Raw genomic sequence first — 17,373 nt, forward strand, 5'->3', positions numbered from 1 at the left:
GTGGAGTAACAGGGCATTCTGATTAATGTCTGACTTCGGGAGTGGGAAATGAATTCTTTTCTGCGCTGGTATTATGTTGCGGCTATTTTTCTTCTTGTAGGATGTAGCAGCAATGGGTGGCGTAAAAATGAAGTTATTGCTATTCCATTACAGCCTGCATTGCAACAAGAGGTTATCCTGGCCCGCATAGAACAAATACTTGCGAGTCGGTCTCTTACAGAAGATGAGTATGCACAGCTTTTATATGAGCGCGGTGTGCTGTATGATAGCCTTGGGCTGAGAGCACTGGCACAGAATGATTTTTCAGTGGCTTTGTCTATCCGTCCTGATATTCCTGATATTTTTAATTATCTAGGAATTTATTTTACGCAGGCAGGCAATTTTGATTCTGCCTATGAAGCGTTTGATTCTGTTTTAGAGCTTGATCCAACTTACAATTACGCGCGAATGAATCGCGGCATTTCACTGTATTACGGTGGCCGTTATCGATTGGCGCAGGATGATCTGCAGGCGTTTTATCAAGACAATCCGAATGATCCCATCCGTTCGTTGTGGTTGTACCTTGTGGAAGAAAAAATTGATTCTAAGGTTGCAATGACGAATTTGTCGTACCATTTTGACAAAGCGAACCGAGGGCTATGGGGCTGGAATATCGTTGAATTCTATTTGGGCAAAATCAGTGAAAAAACACTGATGGAGCGTTTACAACAGAACTCAACGGATAACACTTCGCTCGCTGAGCATCTCAGTGAAACTGACTTCTATTTAGGTAAACATTACCTAAGTCTGGGGGATGAGGATAGCGCAGTTGCGTTATTCAAGCTGACGGTAGCTAACAATGTCCATCACTTTGTTGAGCACCGCTACGCATTGTTGGAATTGGCGTTACTAGGCCAAAAACAAGATGACTTATCGGAATCGAACCAACAATAGCTGACGAACATATTCACGACAGATTTTAAAGTCCACATCTCTAGAGGTGGGGGCTTGTTTGTTCGTTTAATAACATAATTTGAGCCAGTTCACATTTTAAATGAAAATGACAGAAATTCTTTTCACTGTGTTATGTAGACTGGCCGCCACGATTAATGAGGCACCATTACATGACCACTGAGACTGAAATCTCTTTTGCTGATTTAGGTTTATCAGCCCCTATTCTTTCTGCACTGGAAGGCTTGGGCTATGAAAAGCCTTCTCCTATTCAACAACAATGTATTCCTCACCTGCTGAACGGCTGTGACGTGCTGGGCATGGCACAGACGGGTAGTGGTAAAACTGCGGCATTCAGCTTGCCTTTATTGCATAACATTGATGCTGAACTTAAAGCTCCACAAATCCTTGTGTTAGCACCAACCCGTGAACTGGCGGTACAGGTTGCTGAAGCGTGTTCAGAGTTCTCCAAGCATATGCGTAATGTGAATGTTGTTGCACTTTACGGTGGGCAGCGTTACGACGTTCAATTACGCGCATTGCGTCAAGGGCCACAAGTTGTGGTGGGAACGCCAGGCCGTCTGTTAGATCACTTGAAACGTGGAACATTGGATCTGTCCAATCTGAAAGGTCTGGTACTGGATGAAGCCGACGAAATGTTGCGTATGGGCTTTATCGAAGATGTTGAAAACATCATGAGCCAGATCCCTGCTGAACACCAGACAGCTCTGTTCTCAGCAACTATGCCTGAAGCGATTCGCCGCATTACCCGTCGTTTCATGAATAACCCACAGGAAGTTCGTATTCAGAGCAATGTCACCAACCGTCCTGACATCAGCCAGAGCTATTGGTCTGTTTACGGCGTGCGCAAAAACGAAGCGCTGGTACGTTTCCTTGAAGCAGAAGATTTTGATGCTGCGATTATTTTCGTACGTACCAAAAATGCAACGTTGGAAGTGGCAGAAACTCTGGAGCGTAACGGTTACAACTCAGCAGCACTGAATGGTGACATGAACCAGGCTTTGCGCGAACAAACACTTGAGCGCTTGAAAAATGGCCGTTTGGACATTCTGATTGCGACTGATGTAGCCGCTCGTGGTTTGGATGTTGAACGCATTAGTTTGGTTGTTAACTACGACATCCCAATGGATGCAGAATCTTATGTACACCGTATCGGTCGTACTGGTCGTGCAGGCCGTGCAGGTCGTGCCCTGTTGTTTGTTGAAAACCGCGAGCGTCGTTTGCTGCGTAACATTGAACGCACCATGAAACTGACAATCCCAGAAGTTGAACTGCCGAACGCAGAACTTCTGGGTCAGCGTCGTCTGGAGAAATTTGCCGCTAATGTTCAGCAACAATTAGAAAGCAGCGATCTGGATCAGTACCGTGCATTGCTGTCTAAGCTGGGCACCGGTGATGAACTGGATATGGAAACACTGGCAGCAGCCTTGCTGAAAATGGCACAGGGTGAGCGCCCACTTATTCTGCCACCAGACCCAGTGCGCCGTCCTCGTCGTGAATTCAACGATCGTGATGACCGTCGTCGTAATGGCAGCAGTTTTGGTGAGCGTGATCGCGGTGACCGAAGTGACAGAGGTGACAAAGCTGACAGAGGTGATCGTCCTCGTCGTGAACGTCGTGACGTAGGTGACATGGAACTGTATCGCATTGATGTGGGTCGTGATGATGGTGTTGAAGTTCGCCATATCGTGGGCGCAATTGCAAACGAAGGTGATATCAGCAGCCGTTACATCGGCAATATCAAACTGTTTGCGACTCATTCCACGATTGAGCTGCCAAAAGGGATGCCAGGTGAATTATTGTCTCACTTCACCCGTACCCGTATTTTGAACAAACCACTGAACATGCAGCTGTTGGGCGATGCACAACCATTTGAACGCCGTGAGCGTCGTGGTGGTGGTCGCAATGGTAACGGCAGTAATGGTGGTAACGGCGGTAATGGCGGCAATGGCCCACGTCGTGACCGTGAGGGTTTCGGCAATAACGGTGGTCGTCGTTTTAACAGCGAACGTCGTGGTGGTGGTGAGCGTAGTTCTTTCCGCGGTCGCAGCAACGATGATTCCAATGGTGGCGCATCTCGTCGTCGTCAAAGCAGTGGCAACGTATAAGATAACGTATAAGTACATACGAATGTCTGATTGACTTGCTTGATTCATTCATTGCGTTGAAAATATCGCAATAATGGATTGAATAAAGCCCTTTCTCCGTAAGAAGAAAGGGCTTTTTCTATTTATAAAATATGATCTTATAGCATATGATTATTTATGGCATATGTTTATGTCTGATGAAATTCGAATTGAATTCAGGCCGCTTTCTTGATGATACGTTTGTTTAATTCGGCTTTGGCCTCGGTATCTGAAAGTAAGTGCTCACCTTGATGAATGACCACTTTCTTTAACCTGCCTTTGAAACTAACATGCGTTACTTCCTGCAAAATCCGTTCTTCCACAGAGCACAGCCCTCCTTCGCTTTGCTCCAATGGATGAACCAGTACACGGTGTTTACACTCAAAAATCTGCTTAATGCCTTTCAGAAAGCCATGCTGATGAAGCAGGGTATGTAACTGAAATTTTGCATCATAAAAATCACCGATAAGTAAACGTGACGTACTGAAATTTCCCTCAATCTCCATCTCTTTCTGATTATTGAGGTTTTTTAGGATCATTCTATTGGTCTTAATTTTGAGATAAAAATCAGCCAAGGGCATCTCCTTTATTTATTTTCCTGTAGGATCAGGAGATTATGCCCTAAGCGATGATTAATTTAACCCCAATTCTTCTTTTAGGGGTTTCAGATAACGACGACTCACGGGAATACGTTTATCATTGCTTAGAACCAGTTCTGCTTGTCCGCTTTCGACAAAAACAATTTCCCGCAAATGGGTCATATTGACGAGATATTGGCGATGGCAACGAGTCAGTGAAGTACGGGTTTCCAGAGTGCGCAGAGTCAACTCGGTAAAGCCTTCCTGTCCGTTGGCGCTCATGACATAGACACCACTTATCCGGGAAGTGACATACAGTACATCACCCAATGGCATCAACCAGATCCGGCTATGCCCAGTACAGGGAATGTATTTCAGTTGCTCATCTTCGCGTTGCAGATCTGCCAAATTCTGTTTTTGATAACCGGAACGCAGCCGTTGCAACGTCTTACACAAACGCTCTTTTTCCAGCGGTTTTAACAAATAATCGAAAGCGTGCTCTTCAAAGGCTTGCACCGCATACTCATCAAAAGCGGTCAAAAAGACAATATAAGGGCGATGCTCAGGATCGAGCATACTGACCATTTCAAGCCCAGTAATGCGGGGCATTTGAATATCAAGGAAAACGACATCGGGTTTCAGACGATGGATAGCACCGATTGCTTCCACTGCATTGGCACATTCACCGATGATTTGAATATCCTTTTTCTCTTCCAGCAGACAACGTAGGTTCTCACGTGCCAGAGGTTCATCATCAACAATCAATACATTCATACTTATGTCGCTTTGTCAGCCCCTTTTTCCAACGGTAAACATAAAATGATACGGGTAAATGCTTCTGGCTGGCATTCAACATGCACGCCGTAGTGCTCACCATAGCGAAGACGCAGACGTTTATCTACCAGACTCATCCCAAGTCCATCTCCCATTTGTTCAGAGCGATAGAGTCCTGCATTGTCTTCAATTTCTACTCGCAACAGATTGATATCCTGATAGGCACGGATAGTAATTTGTCCTGTATCTAATAACTGTGACGTACCATGCTTGATGGCATTTTCTACCATGGGTTGCAGAGAAAATGCGGGTAATTTTGCGTAGCGCAGCGCTTCGGGTATCTCTATAGCAATCTGAAGACGTTCACGGAAGCGTGCTTTCTCAATTTGTAAGTAAGCATTCACATGCTCTATTTCATTCTCCAGTGTGGCGATGTATTCAGACCGTTTCAAATTCTTACGGAAAAATGTTGAAAGATACTGTACAAGCTGGCCTGCTTGCTGACTATCCCGGCGAATGACCGCTTGTAACGTATTTAAGGCATTAAATAAAAAGTGAGGATTCACCTGCGCGTGAAGGAGCTTTATTTCTGATTGCAGTAACGATTGCTTATTCCGTTCATACTGTCCGGCAAGAATTTGAGCTGAGAGCAGACTGGCAATACCCTCGCCTAATGTGCGATTAATAGAACTGAATAAACGATTCTTGGCTTCGTAAAGTTTGATAGTACCAATGACCTGCTGATTTTCTCCACGCAAAGGAATAACCAATGCGGAGCCGAGTTTGCAGGTTGGGCTGAGAGAACAACAATAAGGTGTTTTATTGCCATCGGCATACACGACTTCATTATTCTTAATCGCACGATGAGACTGTTCGGCAGCAATGGGAGTACCGGGTAAATGGTGATCTGAACCGGTGCCGATAAACGCCAATAACTTTTCTCTGTCTGTAATCGCGACAGCACTGATTTCCAATTCCTGATAGATAACTTTTGCTACACGCATACTATTATCTTCATTGAATCCTTTATGCAAAATTCCCTCTGTACAGACAGCAATTTTTAATGCTTGGGCAGAAAAAGCGTTGTTGTATTTTTCGAAAATGGCACGTCTGTCCAATAAAATACGGATAAACATGGCTGCTCCTACACTATTGGCGATGATCATAGGAGCCGCGATATCTTTCACCAAATTCAGTGCGTCCCCAAAAGGATTGGTAAGAAGCAAGATGATCCCCATCTGGGTGCATTCAGCAAAGAAAGTGACAATAGCTGCCGTCCACGGGTTCAGCAACTTATTAATCTGGCCTTGCTTCATCAGGTAAATATGGACAAGGCCACCAAGAACGCCTTCCACAATGGTGGATACCATACAACTGAACGCAGTCATCCCTCCGAGAGAATAGCGATGCAGCCCTCCAGTGAAGCCTACCATTGCCCCTACTGAGGGGCCACCGAACAGCCCTCCCAATACAGCACCGATAGCACGAGTATTGGCAATGGAATCATTAACATTCAGCCCAAAGTACGTCCCCATAATGCAAAAAATAGAAAAAATAACGTAACACATCAATTTATGTGGTAAGCGAGCGGTGACTTGCAGTAGAGGAACAAACAGAGGTGTTTTACTTAGCAGCCAGGCGGTCACCAAATAGACACACATTTGCTGAAGTAATAACAACACGAGGTTAAATTCGTACATATATTTTCATTGTGAGATTAATAACGATGAATAAATTTAAAGTAACATTATCAAAGGATGAATTTCATGTCGTCAATAGACTTTTATATCGTCAATAAACTTCGGCAGAAGCACATATTTATTCTCACGAAATTTCAAGTTGTATTGAGGTGGCATTAAGATGGTAATCCATAGCTTCCATATGGTGATTGAATGAACGTAATCAACAAAAAGTCATTCGAAAGATGAAGGGGATATAAATACAGGCAGGATAATCCGCCCCTTATCGGGACGGATTTTTTGCTAAGAAATGAATGGCATTAGTTTTTGCAGCTAACGTAATCGAAGGTATTATCTGAGATGACATGTGGATTGTAGTGATCGATGGTCATCGAATAATATCCAGTTACTGGTCTTTTATCTTTTTGCCCCTGTTCCCCATTTGGATCTGTTCCCGGCGTCGAAGAACGATAGGCGCGACCGTCTGGCCAGCCAAACATATCTTGTATTTTACCCGCATAGACTTGACTCAGGTTGACCAACTCATCTTTTGTCGGTAGTGCTGCATGCATTATGTTCTTGCAATATGAGAACGCGCCTTTATTGCTACGGCGATGCCATAATTCACCATGCTCAAAATGCGTGGCCTTTGTTACCCTATGGCCTTTTTCTGCCTCTACTTGTAATAGTGGTCGTCTAAAAGTGACTCCATTTAACGTTATAGTTTCAGCCATGTGTCCCCAAAAATTTGCATCTGGAACGTCTGGGCTGGTAATCACAGTGAAAATAGCATCTTCCGATTCAGGCGCCGCGCTGCCATCTGCTTTGGCAGACAGCGTTGTTTTCACTCCAAGTCCGTTCGGATCGGTCACGGTGACGGTTAAAATACCTTGGTTATCGCTGAAATCCTGATATATACCTAATTTACCATTGAGTAATATCGAGATCTTCTGAGACTCATTCTTGCGGTTTAGCGCTTTGATGGCGTTAAGATTTACAGCTACATTTCGGACGAATTTCCCATGATTCAGCGTCTTGATTTTCAGGGTGATTGGCTCATCTTTTTTAACTTTATTGGCACTCATCGTAATCGTGATTTTGTCGGCGAGTCCTCTGACTGTGCCACCTCTACCGCCATCACGTGTATCATTGCCTTGCCCGCTTTCCATGCTACTATCAACGAATTGGGTATTTCCAATGAGGCCAAGCCCGTTTTGTGCTTGCACAGCAAGTGCTTTCACTGTACCTGCATCTGATTGTGTCAATGTATAGTCAGGGATCTTGCCGGACTCGGTAATCGTATTACCCTTGCTAATATCAATACTGCCTTTGTTACCCCACACATAACGGGATTTATCAACGGTATCGCCGTGATTAGCGTAAAAAGTATAGGTTGCACTCAGCTTTTGCCCCATAACTAACTTACCGGATATGGTCAAATTTTTGACAATTGGTGCATCAGGATGCACGAATGTGATCTCCACGGGATTGATAGTTATTCCATACACTTTCGGCGTAACTTTCAGGATACCCGTCTTTTTACCAGCAGTAAGCAGAGATTGATAAACACCCGGTTGCGTTTCTTTCATCGTTGCGATCTTTGGATCGCTGCCTTCCCCACTTAGTACATTGGTGAGCAATTTGATATCTGAAGCAACACCGCTGACTGGATGATTATCTTTGTTCTTTAAAGTTAGCGTCAGAATCGTGGTGGAATGGTCATCAGCCAGCAGTTCTGTATCTTTTGTGGTAAAGGTTGATTTACCATTATTGATTCTCTCTGGGAGGACTTGTACCTGAGTTTCCACTCGTTTGGAGGCATTACCACGCTTATCATAAGCAATGGCTCCCACCGTATAGATATTATTGCCTTGAGATTGGTATTTTGGCAGGGTCAGTAGATAGCTAAGGTCACCCTTGTGTTTGATTTGCCCGCCATTGGCACGCAGCCTTGTGGCATCCCATTGGATATAGTTAAACCCATACTTGCTGTTGACACTGAGATGGAGAGGCTTAATCTCACCCGCATGACCGATAATCTGATTATCCATCGCCAGAGAGATCACTTCACGTTTACGGTATTCAAGAACGATCTGATTATTGCGCTCAACCAAATCATAACGACTGCCTTGCAGGGTACGTTTGGCTGCTACGGCATCCGGATCAGTTTGTTTTGACCACGGTGTGCCTATTTCATAATTCAGCGCCATGTTGAACTGAGTATCTCCGCTACCGGACATATTTTGTTTACGGTCAATACCGAAAGTCAGTAATGGGATAGGGGTATAATTAATCCCGATAGTAAAGGCAGAAGGATCTTTTTTGCGGTGGTCTTTATTTATTAGCCCAACTTCATCTCCGAAGTATTGTTCATACATCAATTTACCACCGAGCTGTGGTAAAGAAGGGCAATAGCCTTGTACTTTCAGGTCGAATCCATTAGCGGGGCGCTCATCATAATCGGTCAGAAGGTGCGATTCTTTCCAATTACTTAAACGAAAATAGCCGTTCGTAGACAATTTAAGGTAATTGCGGGCATATTCTGCGCCAAGGCCGAGTCGGCTATTATCACCAGTGATATCGTGGTCGAAGAAAGCATTGTAACCCAGCATCCAACCGTCAAAAAACTGACGTTGTCCAAATCCGATATTGATGGTGTTACGTTTATCAATATGGCGCAGGCCGAATTGTGTAAAAGCTAGCTGATAAGGGTTATCATACAATGGCAACAACATATCAAACTGGCTGTTATTCAAATGACCATGGCTATCCATATTAGTCTGCACACGAGCTGTACCGTAGCGTCCCAACCAATTTTGGATTTGCTGACTGGCTTCTCCCATTGCCAGATTGTTTAATTGACTTACTGCATTATTTTTAATGTCGTCGCTGCTTAGCAACCGGCCAATCCGAGAGGAAAATTCAGCCAGGCGCTTAGCGTTTTTGTCTGTCGTATCTGTAGTAGAGGCCTTTTCCGCTGTAATCGGAGCTTTGTCTAATGAAAACCGATCTAATGGTGACCGTTGTAATGAATAATAATTAAAGGGAAGAAGTTTATTATTTCGAGGTTTTGGGACATCAATCTCACTACCCACACCGAGAGCGGTAAAAGGCTTATCAAAAGTACGTAACTGGTTGATTTTTTTTAAGTCAGAGACGGTTAAACCATAACGTTTGGCGACAGAATTGACCGTTTCCCCTGATTTCAGGACATAATGCGCTGTTGGTAAAGCCCATTTTTCATTTTGAAAAGTTGAGTGTGTTTTGGCAGTAGCGATAGCGGGAGTGAATGCACCAGCAATGGGAAACACAAGTTGGGTGATAATGTTCACCCAAGCTACACGTTTCAACAACTCTTGCTGATTCTGTAGCCACGGCTTATCGAATTTTTTGTTCATAGCTATAAACCTGTAACAATAAAAAAACATCAGGTGATAGCCAGCAGTAAATCTATCCATTTCAGGATATTACTTTCTATTTACTACTTGCCATGAGTCGTGTAACCAGGGAGAAAAACGCCAGATAGTGACGAAATAAAAGAATGACAACACGGCATTACCTGATTTGAGACATTACAAAATAGTTAACAAATTCTGATTGATAGTTAACTTCCAGATTATTGATCTGGTATTTTGTATTTAAAGGGTTTTTTATTCCAACATAAAATCAATTATTGATCAATATAACTTTCAATATCAATCATTATCAATAAAACAGAAAATAGGGGGAAATGGCTGATTTAGCTAATTCAGATATTATTCTAATATTCAAAACATATTTTATTTAATTACTTAAGTAAAAACAAATGGTTATCATTTTTATTTATATTATCTGGATGCTGTTTTCCAGATTAAAATAAATCAGCATAAAATATAAGCGAATTTTATTGGTTAACTATTTGCTATTATCTATTGCCTATTTTCGTTTTCCTTTTATCGTTGCAAACGATCCAAAAATGTATACTCATTGTTTGTATAGCAATATATAAAATTAATTTGCAGCTATTAATAACCCGAATTCCGCTTAAGCCATCACTGGAAAATCGTCTTCTGAGTAGAAATTTTTAAGTGATGGCTTTTTCAATTTAAGGCAGTGAGCAATCACCCCCCCTAAAACAGTTAACAGAAATCCTTTTATACTTCGGTGGCGCGAGTGTTCTATTTGAGAAATGATTTTTAATTGTCCATTAATTGTCTCAATGATAAAACGCCTTGATAACATTATCTTATCCCACTCAGCCAGCACACGCGCTTTCATATTTCGGCGCTTTTGGGTGATGAAAGTGATCCCCGTTTTAGCTAAATCGTCAGCCAGTTCCTGGCTGAGATAACCTTTATCACCATAAAGAGAACCCGTTAATTCTTTTGTTAATTCGCGAACAGGTTCTCGATCATCCACATTACCCGCCGTCACTTTAAGTGCCAGAAGTGCCAGAATTTCCCCCTGATGGTTTATAACTAGGTGCAATTTGAACCCGTAAAACCAACCCATTGAGGTTTTTCCTCGTTGCGCTCTCCCTTCAAAGACTTTATGGCGGGGAATACGGAGGTTATGACAAACGCGCAAACGCGTGGAATCAATAAAAGCAATGCCTGTGGGTGTTCCTTTTAATTGAGTCAGATAACTGCATAGTGGCATCAAAACCAAAGGGGCAACACGGATAAAACGGGGATAACTGAGCAAAGCGGGAAAATCGTTGTGATGATATTTCCAAATCTGCGCCAGATAAAAATGTTTAAAATCACGGTAATGTGACAGATGAAAGAGGATCACAATGGTCATGATTTCACTGGGATACATGCGACCTTGTCGGCGACGTAGACGGTATCCGTTATCAAGGCAAAACTGCGTCCACTGAGGGATGAAAAAACGGCAAAAATCGGCGACATCGCAGAAAATTTCAACTAAGTTATTCATAGCCTGTTCCTCCCCGGAGCTGTTTTCGGCTTTCACCAAAACTTTGCTCCCGGAACAGGCTTCTCGTCAATTTCTTATCCAGAATTCGGGTTAATTATACTTTTTCTTCCCACCACAAAAAATAGTAGAACTATTTACCGATAGTTCTATTTAATTTCATCAAACACAACTTTCATCAAAATAGCACCAATCAATTGCGCATCTAACCAACTCTTCCGTAGCATCAATATACCTATCCGTATTACCTTCCCTTTTAAGAATAACCGGTATCTCACTACATCCCATAATGAATTTTTCAACCCCAACATTTTTAAGCTGAGAAATAACCGACTCTATTAACCAATAAGCCTTTTCCTCATCCCCGCTTTTATAAACCAAAATGCTTTCCATAATAGCTCTCTGCTGAATATCATCAGGAACTACAAAATTCACCTTTTCTTTTTCCAACCGTGATTGATAAAGCCGTGTCTTTATCGTCCCTGTTGTAGCAAGAATCGCAACGTTATTAATCCCTTCCCTTACGATTTTATTACAAGTAATTTCAATCATATTCAGAAAATGCATTTTAGTTGATGCTTTTAACTCATCATACCAATAATGTGCTGTATTACACGGCATAATAATACACCGCGCTCCCGATGACTCTAATATTCTCAATGCAGTCAACATATTATTTAATGGCGATACTCCATCAGAAAGTATACTTTCCGTTCTGTCTGGAATATCAGGAAAAGAAACGGCAATAACAGGAATATGTTCCTGATCTCTGTTTGCTGGTGTATATTGAATTATCTTTTCCATTGTATCTACAGTTGCGGCCGGCCCCATACCGCCAAGAATGCCAATTATTTTTTTCATATGCCATCTCCATCAGTAATCGTTATGATGGCATAAAAATTACGGTTCGGGATTGCAATATTTCTATGGCCCATGTTGAATTTGCATAAACTGTTTTATTTATTGATATCAGCAAGCGTTATTTTGTATGGTGGATTTATGTTTAATAATATTGAGCTAAAATGGTTATATGATGCAGTAATGTTGGAGGAGCTACGAAGTTTTACGCTTGCCGCAGAACGGAGGAATATATCTCAGTCTTCTTTTAGCCGCAGGATTCAGGCTCTTGAGAATGCTGTCGGTTTTGAAATATTTAATCGTAACTCGAATCCATTACAACTTTCGTTACAAGGAAGAGGTTTTATTGTTTATGTCAGGAATCTTCTTGGTGATATAGAGTATCAAATCGGCAAGTTAAAAGGCGGAGAAATATCTAAATACCGAATTAATATCACCGCCGCTCATTCGCTGTCTATTTCTTTATTACCCGAATTGATTTCTGGTTTTGCTGAAAAATCAGATAAGGTTTTTAATATTGAATCCATTAATGTTGATGAGGCTGTCAATAATCTCAAAAACGGTAAAAGTGATTTTATTCTGGCTTTCTTTAATGAAGAATTAATGACATTACCGTTCCTTCATCATAAGGTATTGGATGCTCGATTATACCTTGTTTCTGGCTGTACAGCGGATGGAAAACCATTATATCGGCTGGAAGACACACCTTTGCCATTAATGAAATACACCGATGAAAGTTATATGGGACGTCAGGTAAATCAGTTGCTGGAAAAAAATTTTAAGGAACGGTTTACTTATTTTTGTCTTTCATCCATGAGCGAACTACTGAAACGTATGGTGCTGGATGGTCACGGTGTCGGTTGGCTGCCGGATTATTCAATCCGTGAGGAACTCAGGGAGCAGAAATTGTGTTTGCTGGAACCAGAGCAGGCTTCGATAAAAATGGGGGTTTTTATTTATCGGACTTATTCCCGCCTTAACCCTTCCTCAGAGCGTTTTTGGCAATATATGCGCAAACGGTGGACAGTAATCTGACCACCAGCCTGCTATCAGATTAACTTGCTGTAATCGCTACGGAATACAGCAAATATGTTTATGCTTCTTGGCGAGCAATTTCACTTTGCTGATCTGCCCGTTCGTCACTACCCTGCTTTTCTTCCAATTTAGCAATCACGGCGGTGGAAATGCTGTTACCCACGACGTTGGTCGCTGTGCGACCCATATCAAGGAATTGATCAATGGCGAGAATGAGCAAGATCCCCGCTTCTGGCAAACTGAACATCGGCAATGTCGCCGCGACGACTACCACCGAAGCTCGCGCAACGCCAGCCATGCCTTTGCTGGTGATCATCAATGTCAACATAATCAAAATTTGTTCGGTGATACTCAGATCGATGTTATAAGCCTGTGCGATAAAAAGGACAGCAAAGGATTGATACATCATCGAGCCATCAAGGTTAAAGGAGTAACCCAACGGTAATACGAAGCTGGAGATTTTTTTCGGGACACCAAAGCGATCCAGTGCGTTCATGGTTTTGGGGTAAGCGGATTCGCTGCTTGCTGTGGCAAAAGCTAATGTTACGGGTTCCCGAATAAGTTTCATCAGTGAAAACATGCCATTGCCGAGAAAAAAGAATCCAACGGCTGACAGAATCGCCCAGAGCAAAAGTAGTCCGAGGTAAAAGAGACCAATCAGTTTGCCGTAGTCATAAAGCAAGCCCAAACCTTGTACAGTAACGGCGGATGCAATGGCAGCAAACACGGCAATCGGCGCAAATGACATTACGTAGTCTGTGATACGAAACATGATGCGACCCAGATCTTCAATCAAAGTCACGATGAGGCTTTTTTTCTGGTTGTTGTGGCAAATATAGGAAAGTGCTGCGCCAAAAAAGATCGAAAAAATCAGGATCTGTAAGATCTCATTATTCGCCATCGCAGAAGCGAAGCTGCTTGGGAAAATATGGCTGATAAAGTTTTTCAACGAGAACCCGCTGGTATTGAGGCCAGTATTTACCTCTTCCTGCTGTGGGATAGTGACATTAAGCCCAACGCCGGGCTGAAATACGTTAGCCATCAGCATACCAATACCCAGTGAAACTAATCCCGCGACAATAAACCATACCATCGCTTTGAGGGTAATGCGTCCTACGGAAGATGAACCGCCAATTGACATTAATCCCGTCACAATCGTGGCAAATACAAGTGGTGCGATGATCATTTTTATCAGGCGCAGGAATACATCAGTGATGATGTTGATATAGGCGGCGACTTCTTTTGCCTGACTGGCATCAAGATAATGATGAAAACCCCAACCGGTAATAATCCCAAGCAGTATGGCGATGATAATTTGTCGCATGAGCTTTTGCCTGTTCATGATGACCTCTTATTTTTTGTTTTCTGATTTTTACTTGATTGGATGTTTACATTTTTTTAACTTTTGATGAAATGCAAATGAAAGATGCAGTATGCAGAAAACGCATGACTCTATTGGGATAGAAATTAATTCCAGAAATTATGAGGTAACAAAGGATATGGGAAATTAATTTTTCGATTTTATGGTCTTTATTAATTTTTATAGTAAAGGAATAAGGTATTATCTGTGTTTAAAAATAAATCACTTCATCTGTAAATATATTTCATTACGGAGCCACCGTAAATGGATAATAACCTTTAGAAAAATGTTTTACTAAACCCTGCCAAAATAACTGATTTATTAATTCTGCTCCCTGTTCAATAGCGCGCTGTTCTTGTGCCTGTAATGCCTGCTCTGATGGTAAGCCCATTCGGGCATCTGCCTTGATAACCTCTTTTCCCATTTTCAGGCTATAGCCTAAACGATGTAGTTCATCTGCCACGAGAGTTGCTGTTCTGAATTCAAACCAACCCGATTCAACAAAATGATGGAAATCGCGGCGCCAGTTTTGTAATTTACCGGCGATTTTCTGAATAGATTCGCTTAATAAAATATCCATAATAATATTCTCTTTTAGTTATTTTAAAAGATGGTATTTCTTTTATTTATTTCGTTAACCTTGATTAAGGCTAATAGATCAAATCAGCTTTATTTCAATTAAATTATTTTTTCTTTAAAAATTGGAAATATTTAAAATCTTTGATCAGGAGCTGATTTTTATTACTAACTTATAATGTAGACAATAAATTTCATTTAAATAAGATACAATTAACTTTGCCTATATAATTAAAAGTTATCGTGAGAGAGAACAATGGCAACACCGATAAAACTCAATCAACTACGTGCTTTTGTTGAAATCAATCGTCATGGCAGTATCAGAGCTACCAGTCGTTTTTTGTCACTCTCCCAACCAGCTTTGACTAAATCAATACGCGAGCTGGAAGACTCCCTCGGTGCCAAATTATTTATCCGCAGTAACCAAGGTATTCATTTAACGGAATGTGGGAAAGGTTTTCTACAACACGCGAGTTTAATACTTGAGGAACTTCGAATAGAGGGGCAATTATTGGCTATGCTACCTCAACTCAGACAAGGTGAATTGGATTTTACCGTGAATACCTATTATCCCGGCAGTTTAGGTGCAGAATTGAGCTTCGAAAAGTTGATGGGAAAAGAGTATAAAGTGATTGTACGAAAAGGGCATCCAAAAACACATGTAACCTGTCTAGAGGAATTAACTGATTGTGACTGGACAATGCCAACACCGAAAGGTACTTATTATCGCAGGTTATTTGAGAACATTTGGCGAGACTTTTTCGGATGTATTGTCGGGATTGAGTTTTGTGCTCAGGGTAGGAATTTTGATCATCGCTACCTTTATAAATCTGGAGATATATTTTTATCGAACAAGCAGTGCATTCGGCACATCATACAGATGTTCGGGATAGTGTGATTGTAAACGGTGATCTAACAGAGCCTGAAAAATATCAGCACAACTATCATCCTTTGCTATTATTTTCCCCTCTTTATCAAACTGTATGTTAAGTTTGAATTTTTCAGCGTGTAGCCTTAAGCTTTTCATGAATGAGGTATTTTTATAATATCCTTTCTCTCTTATTGCTAAGGCTCTTCTTAGTTGCATAGCATTATTTCCCACATATGTCACAAGTGGCAATGTATCAGTAAATATACGATTAAACTCTGCTTCATTAGTAAGTTCAGTAAGGTTTCTTAAATACGCCTGTTTGTAGCTAAGAATGGATTCAAATATCCTTTTATCTTTGATAAGAAGATCCCCTTCAAGGATAAAAAAATCAAAATCCATTGCTATATTAAATTTTGGTTCGTTATCAATTGTTAACGTATAATCTTTATAAATAAGTGATTTTATACCTTTTTTCTTTTTCGTCTTCCAGGATGCATCCGTTTTTTTCACACAATAAAGAACCACATCATTATGAACTAATTTAACAGAGTAAAAATTACAATTTGCAATATCCTTTATATCCTTAGCTTTCTTATCCTGAATCTGGTTAGATGAACAATCAATCAATTTTTGTGCTTCAGTTTCATTCGCTCCAATGTGAAGCAGACTACTTTCATTATTCTGAGACAATAGTCCGTAATTTATCACTTCACTATATTTGCATCTTTCTTCACTGATGAAGCTATTGAATTCTTTTCTTAATTCATCAGAAACACTGACCCACCATCCTGTATAATGGACAGCAGAATTTCGTATACTTTTCCGATAAACCCATAGAGTTAAAGATGCATCATCAATATTAAAATTTTGCAACCTATTAAGCATAATCAAGGCCTTTGATTTATAACAATAACTGACTGTACATTTTGCGACTCATACTCAATATTAGGCTGGATATCCTTATTTGCAAGCACGATCCCAGTGAATTCATCTTTCCCACCGGGAAATCTGTATGTTATTTCATACATTCTCCAGTTAAAAACAATTAGCATTGGATTCAAAATCACCTGCCCTGATTTATAAGACAACCAGAATAACCATATTAAGAAAATGATAAAGCCGAAGAATTTTGTATCTTGCAAATAATCAATACTCATGAATGATACAATATAAGGTAAGACATAATTCATTAAGTCTGCGGGGGTATACTTTGCTGAAATAACTTTAATTGTTTGCCCTTCAGAACCTGTCAACATAAGAGTCAGCCACGAAAACACAAAACATATCAAACATATAATAAGAAATCCCAATGACAAATAAGATTTATGTAAAGGTAACTGACAGGAATCACTGAAAAAAATATTCAAGCAAAAATTTCCTGTCGCTTTTTTCTTATCATAATCCTGTACAAGGAGGATCGTACTTAATGGCAAATATGAGCCAAGAAATATGGCAAATGCTATAAGTAACCTTGGTTTCATACCCTCCTCCTTCTAGATATTATGCATGGTTAAGTAAGCCGTTCTTGTACCTCTTTCGTTCCAGTGCTTTCTTGACCCATAAGCTTTAAATATTAACTATAGTGACAATATAGAAAAATACATCCAAATAGCCCTGAATTCGGCGATTCTATGCCCGATAGATGAGTAAA

The 17,373-nt window shown here is 41.0% G+C and carries 14 protein-coding genes and 1 pseudogene; 5 read left to right on the forward strand and 10 right to left on the reverse strand.

The window, feature by feature from the left end:
• Positions 1-48 precede the first annotated feature (48 nt).
• From nlpI to PSI14_RS09095, 3 genes are all read left to right on the forward strand, one after another.
• Positions 49-933 (forward strand): lipoprotein NlpI, encoded by an 885-nt coding sequence (nlpI, locus tag PSI14_RS09090; protein ID WP_273575604.1) that lies wholly within the window; start codon positions 49-51, stop codon positions 931-933.
• A gap of 106 nt (positions 934-1,039) precedes the next feature.
• Positions 1,040-1,114 carry a hypothetical protein gene (locus PSI14_RS20435; protein ID WP_489686875.1) on the forward strand — a complete coding sequence of 25 codons (75 nt, stop codon included), beginning with the start codon at positions 1,040-1,042 and terminating at the stop codon, positions 1,112-1,114.
• On the forward strand, positions 1,104-3,059 hold the full coding sequence (locus PSI14_RS09095; protein ID WP_273575605.1) for a DEAD/DEAH family ATP-dependent RNA helicase: 1,956 nt from the start codon (positions 1,104-1,106) through the stop codon (positions 3,057-3,059). Before PSI14_RS20435 ends, PSI14_RS09095 begins: the two co-directional genes overlap by 11 nt.
• 194 nt (positions 3,060-3,253) lie before the next feature.
• On the opposite strand, the gene PSI14_RS09100 is transcribed toward PSI14_RS09095, so the two are convergent.
• The 6 genes from PSI14_RS09100 to cuyB all read right to left on the reverse strand — a co-directional run bounded on the left by PSI14_RS09100 (position 3,254) and on the right by cuyB (position 11,883).
• Positions 3,254-3,652, reverse strand: coding sequence for a hypothetical protein (locus PSI14_RS09100; RefSeq protein WP_273575606.1), 399 nt, complete (start codon positions 3,650-3,652; stop codon positions 3,254-3,256).
• A 57-nt stretch (positions 3,653-3,709) separates the two neighbouring features.
• Positions 3,710-4,429, reverse strand: coding sequence for a two-component system response regulator BtsR (btsR, locus tag PSI14_RS09105; RefSeq protein ID WP_273575607.1), 720 nt, complete (start codon positions 4,427-4,429; stop codon positions 3,710-3,712).
• A gap of 2 nt (positions 4,430-4,431) precedes the next feature.
• Complete coding sequence (locus PSI14_RS09110) at positions 4,432-6,129, reverse strand: sensor histidine kinase (protein ID WP_273575608.1); 1,698 nt, start codon at positions 6,127-6,129, stop codon at positions 4,432-4,434.
• Positions 6,130-6,428: 299 nt separating this feature from the next.
• Complete coding sequence (locus tag PSI14_RS09115; RefSeq protein ID WP_273575609.1) at positions 6,429-9,506, reverse strand: inverse autotransporter beta domain-containing protein; 3,078 nt, start codon at positions 9,504-9,506, stop codon at positions 6,429-6,431.
• 625 nt (positions 9,507-10,131) lie between these two features.
• Positions 10,132-11,025 carry an IS982 family transposase gene (locus PSI14_RS09120; protein ID WP_273575610.1) on the reverse strand — a complete coding sequence of 298 codons (894 nt, stop codon included), beginning with the start codon at positions 11,023-11,025 and terminating at the stop codon, positions 10,132-10,134.
• Between the two features lie 159 nt (positions 11,026-11,184).
• Entirely contained in the window at positions 11,185-11,883 is a 699-nt protein-coding gene (gene cuyB, locus PSI14_RS09125) for a cysteate racemase (protein WP_273575611.1), read from the reverse strand.
• A gap of 138 nt (positions 11,884-12,021) precedes the next feature.
• Here cuyB and PSI14_RS09130 point away from each other — a divergent pair, with 138 nt between their 5' ends.
• Complete coding sequence (locus PSI14_RS09130; RefSeq protein ID WP_273575612.1) at positions 12,022-12,915, forward strand: LysR substrate-binding domain-containing protein; 894 nt, start codon at positions 12,022-12,024, stop codon at positions 12,913-12,915.
• 58 nt (positions 12,916-12,973) lie between these two features.
• Here the strand turns inward: PSI14_RS09130 and PSI14_RS09135 are convergent, their stop codons facing one another.
• Positions 12,974-14,257, reverse strand: a complete 1,284-nt coding sequence (locus tag PSI14_RS09135; protein WP_273575613.1) for a dicarboxylate/amino acid:cation symporter — start codon at positions 14,255-14,257, stop codon at positions 12,974-12,976.
• Positions 14,258-14,546: 289 nt separating this feature from the next.
• A pseudogene (locus tag PSI14_RS09140) lies at positions 14,547-14,855 on the reverse strand (peptidase M20); the annotation flags it as partial.
• A gap of 252 nt (positions 14,856-15,107) precedes the next feature.
• On the opposite strand from PSI14_RS09140, the gene PSI14_RS09145 reads away from it, so the two are divergent.
• Complete coding sequence (locus PSI14_RS09145; RefSeq protein WP_273575614.1) at positions 15,108-15,749, forward strand: LysR family transcriptional regulator; 642 nt, start codon at positions 15,108-15,110, stop codon at positions 15,747-15,749.
• On the opposite strand, the gene PSI14_RS09150 is transcribed toward PSI14_RS09145, so the two are convergent.
• The gene (locus tag PSI14_RS09150; protein WP_273575615.1) at positions 15,696-16,607 is read right to left on the reverse strand and encodes a Kiwa anti-phage protein KwaB-like domain-containing protein; all 912 of its coding nucleotides are present in this window, start codon (positions 16,605-16,607) and stop codon (positions 15,696-15,698) included. The genes PSI14_RS09145 and PSI14_RS09150 overlap by 54 nt on opposite strands.
• A gap of 2 nt (positions 16,608-16,609) precedes the next feature.
• Entirely contained in the window at positions 16,610-17,203 is a 594-nt protein-coding gene (locus tag PSI14_RS09155; protein ID WP_273575616.1) for a KwaA family protein, read from the reverse strand.
• Positions 17,204-17,373: the final 170 nt, after the last annotated feature.

Source organism: Xenorhabdus anantnagensis, from assembly GCF_028598555.1.
In the GTDB taxonomy this organism is placed as follows: domain Bacteria; phylum Pseudomonadota; class Gammaproteobacteria; order Enterobacterales; family Enterobacteriaceae; genus Xenorhabdus; species Xenorhabdus anantnagensis.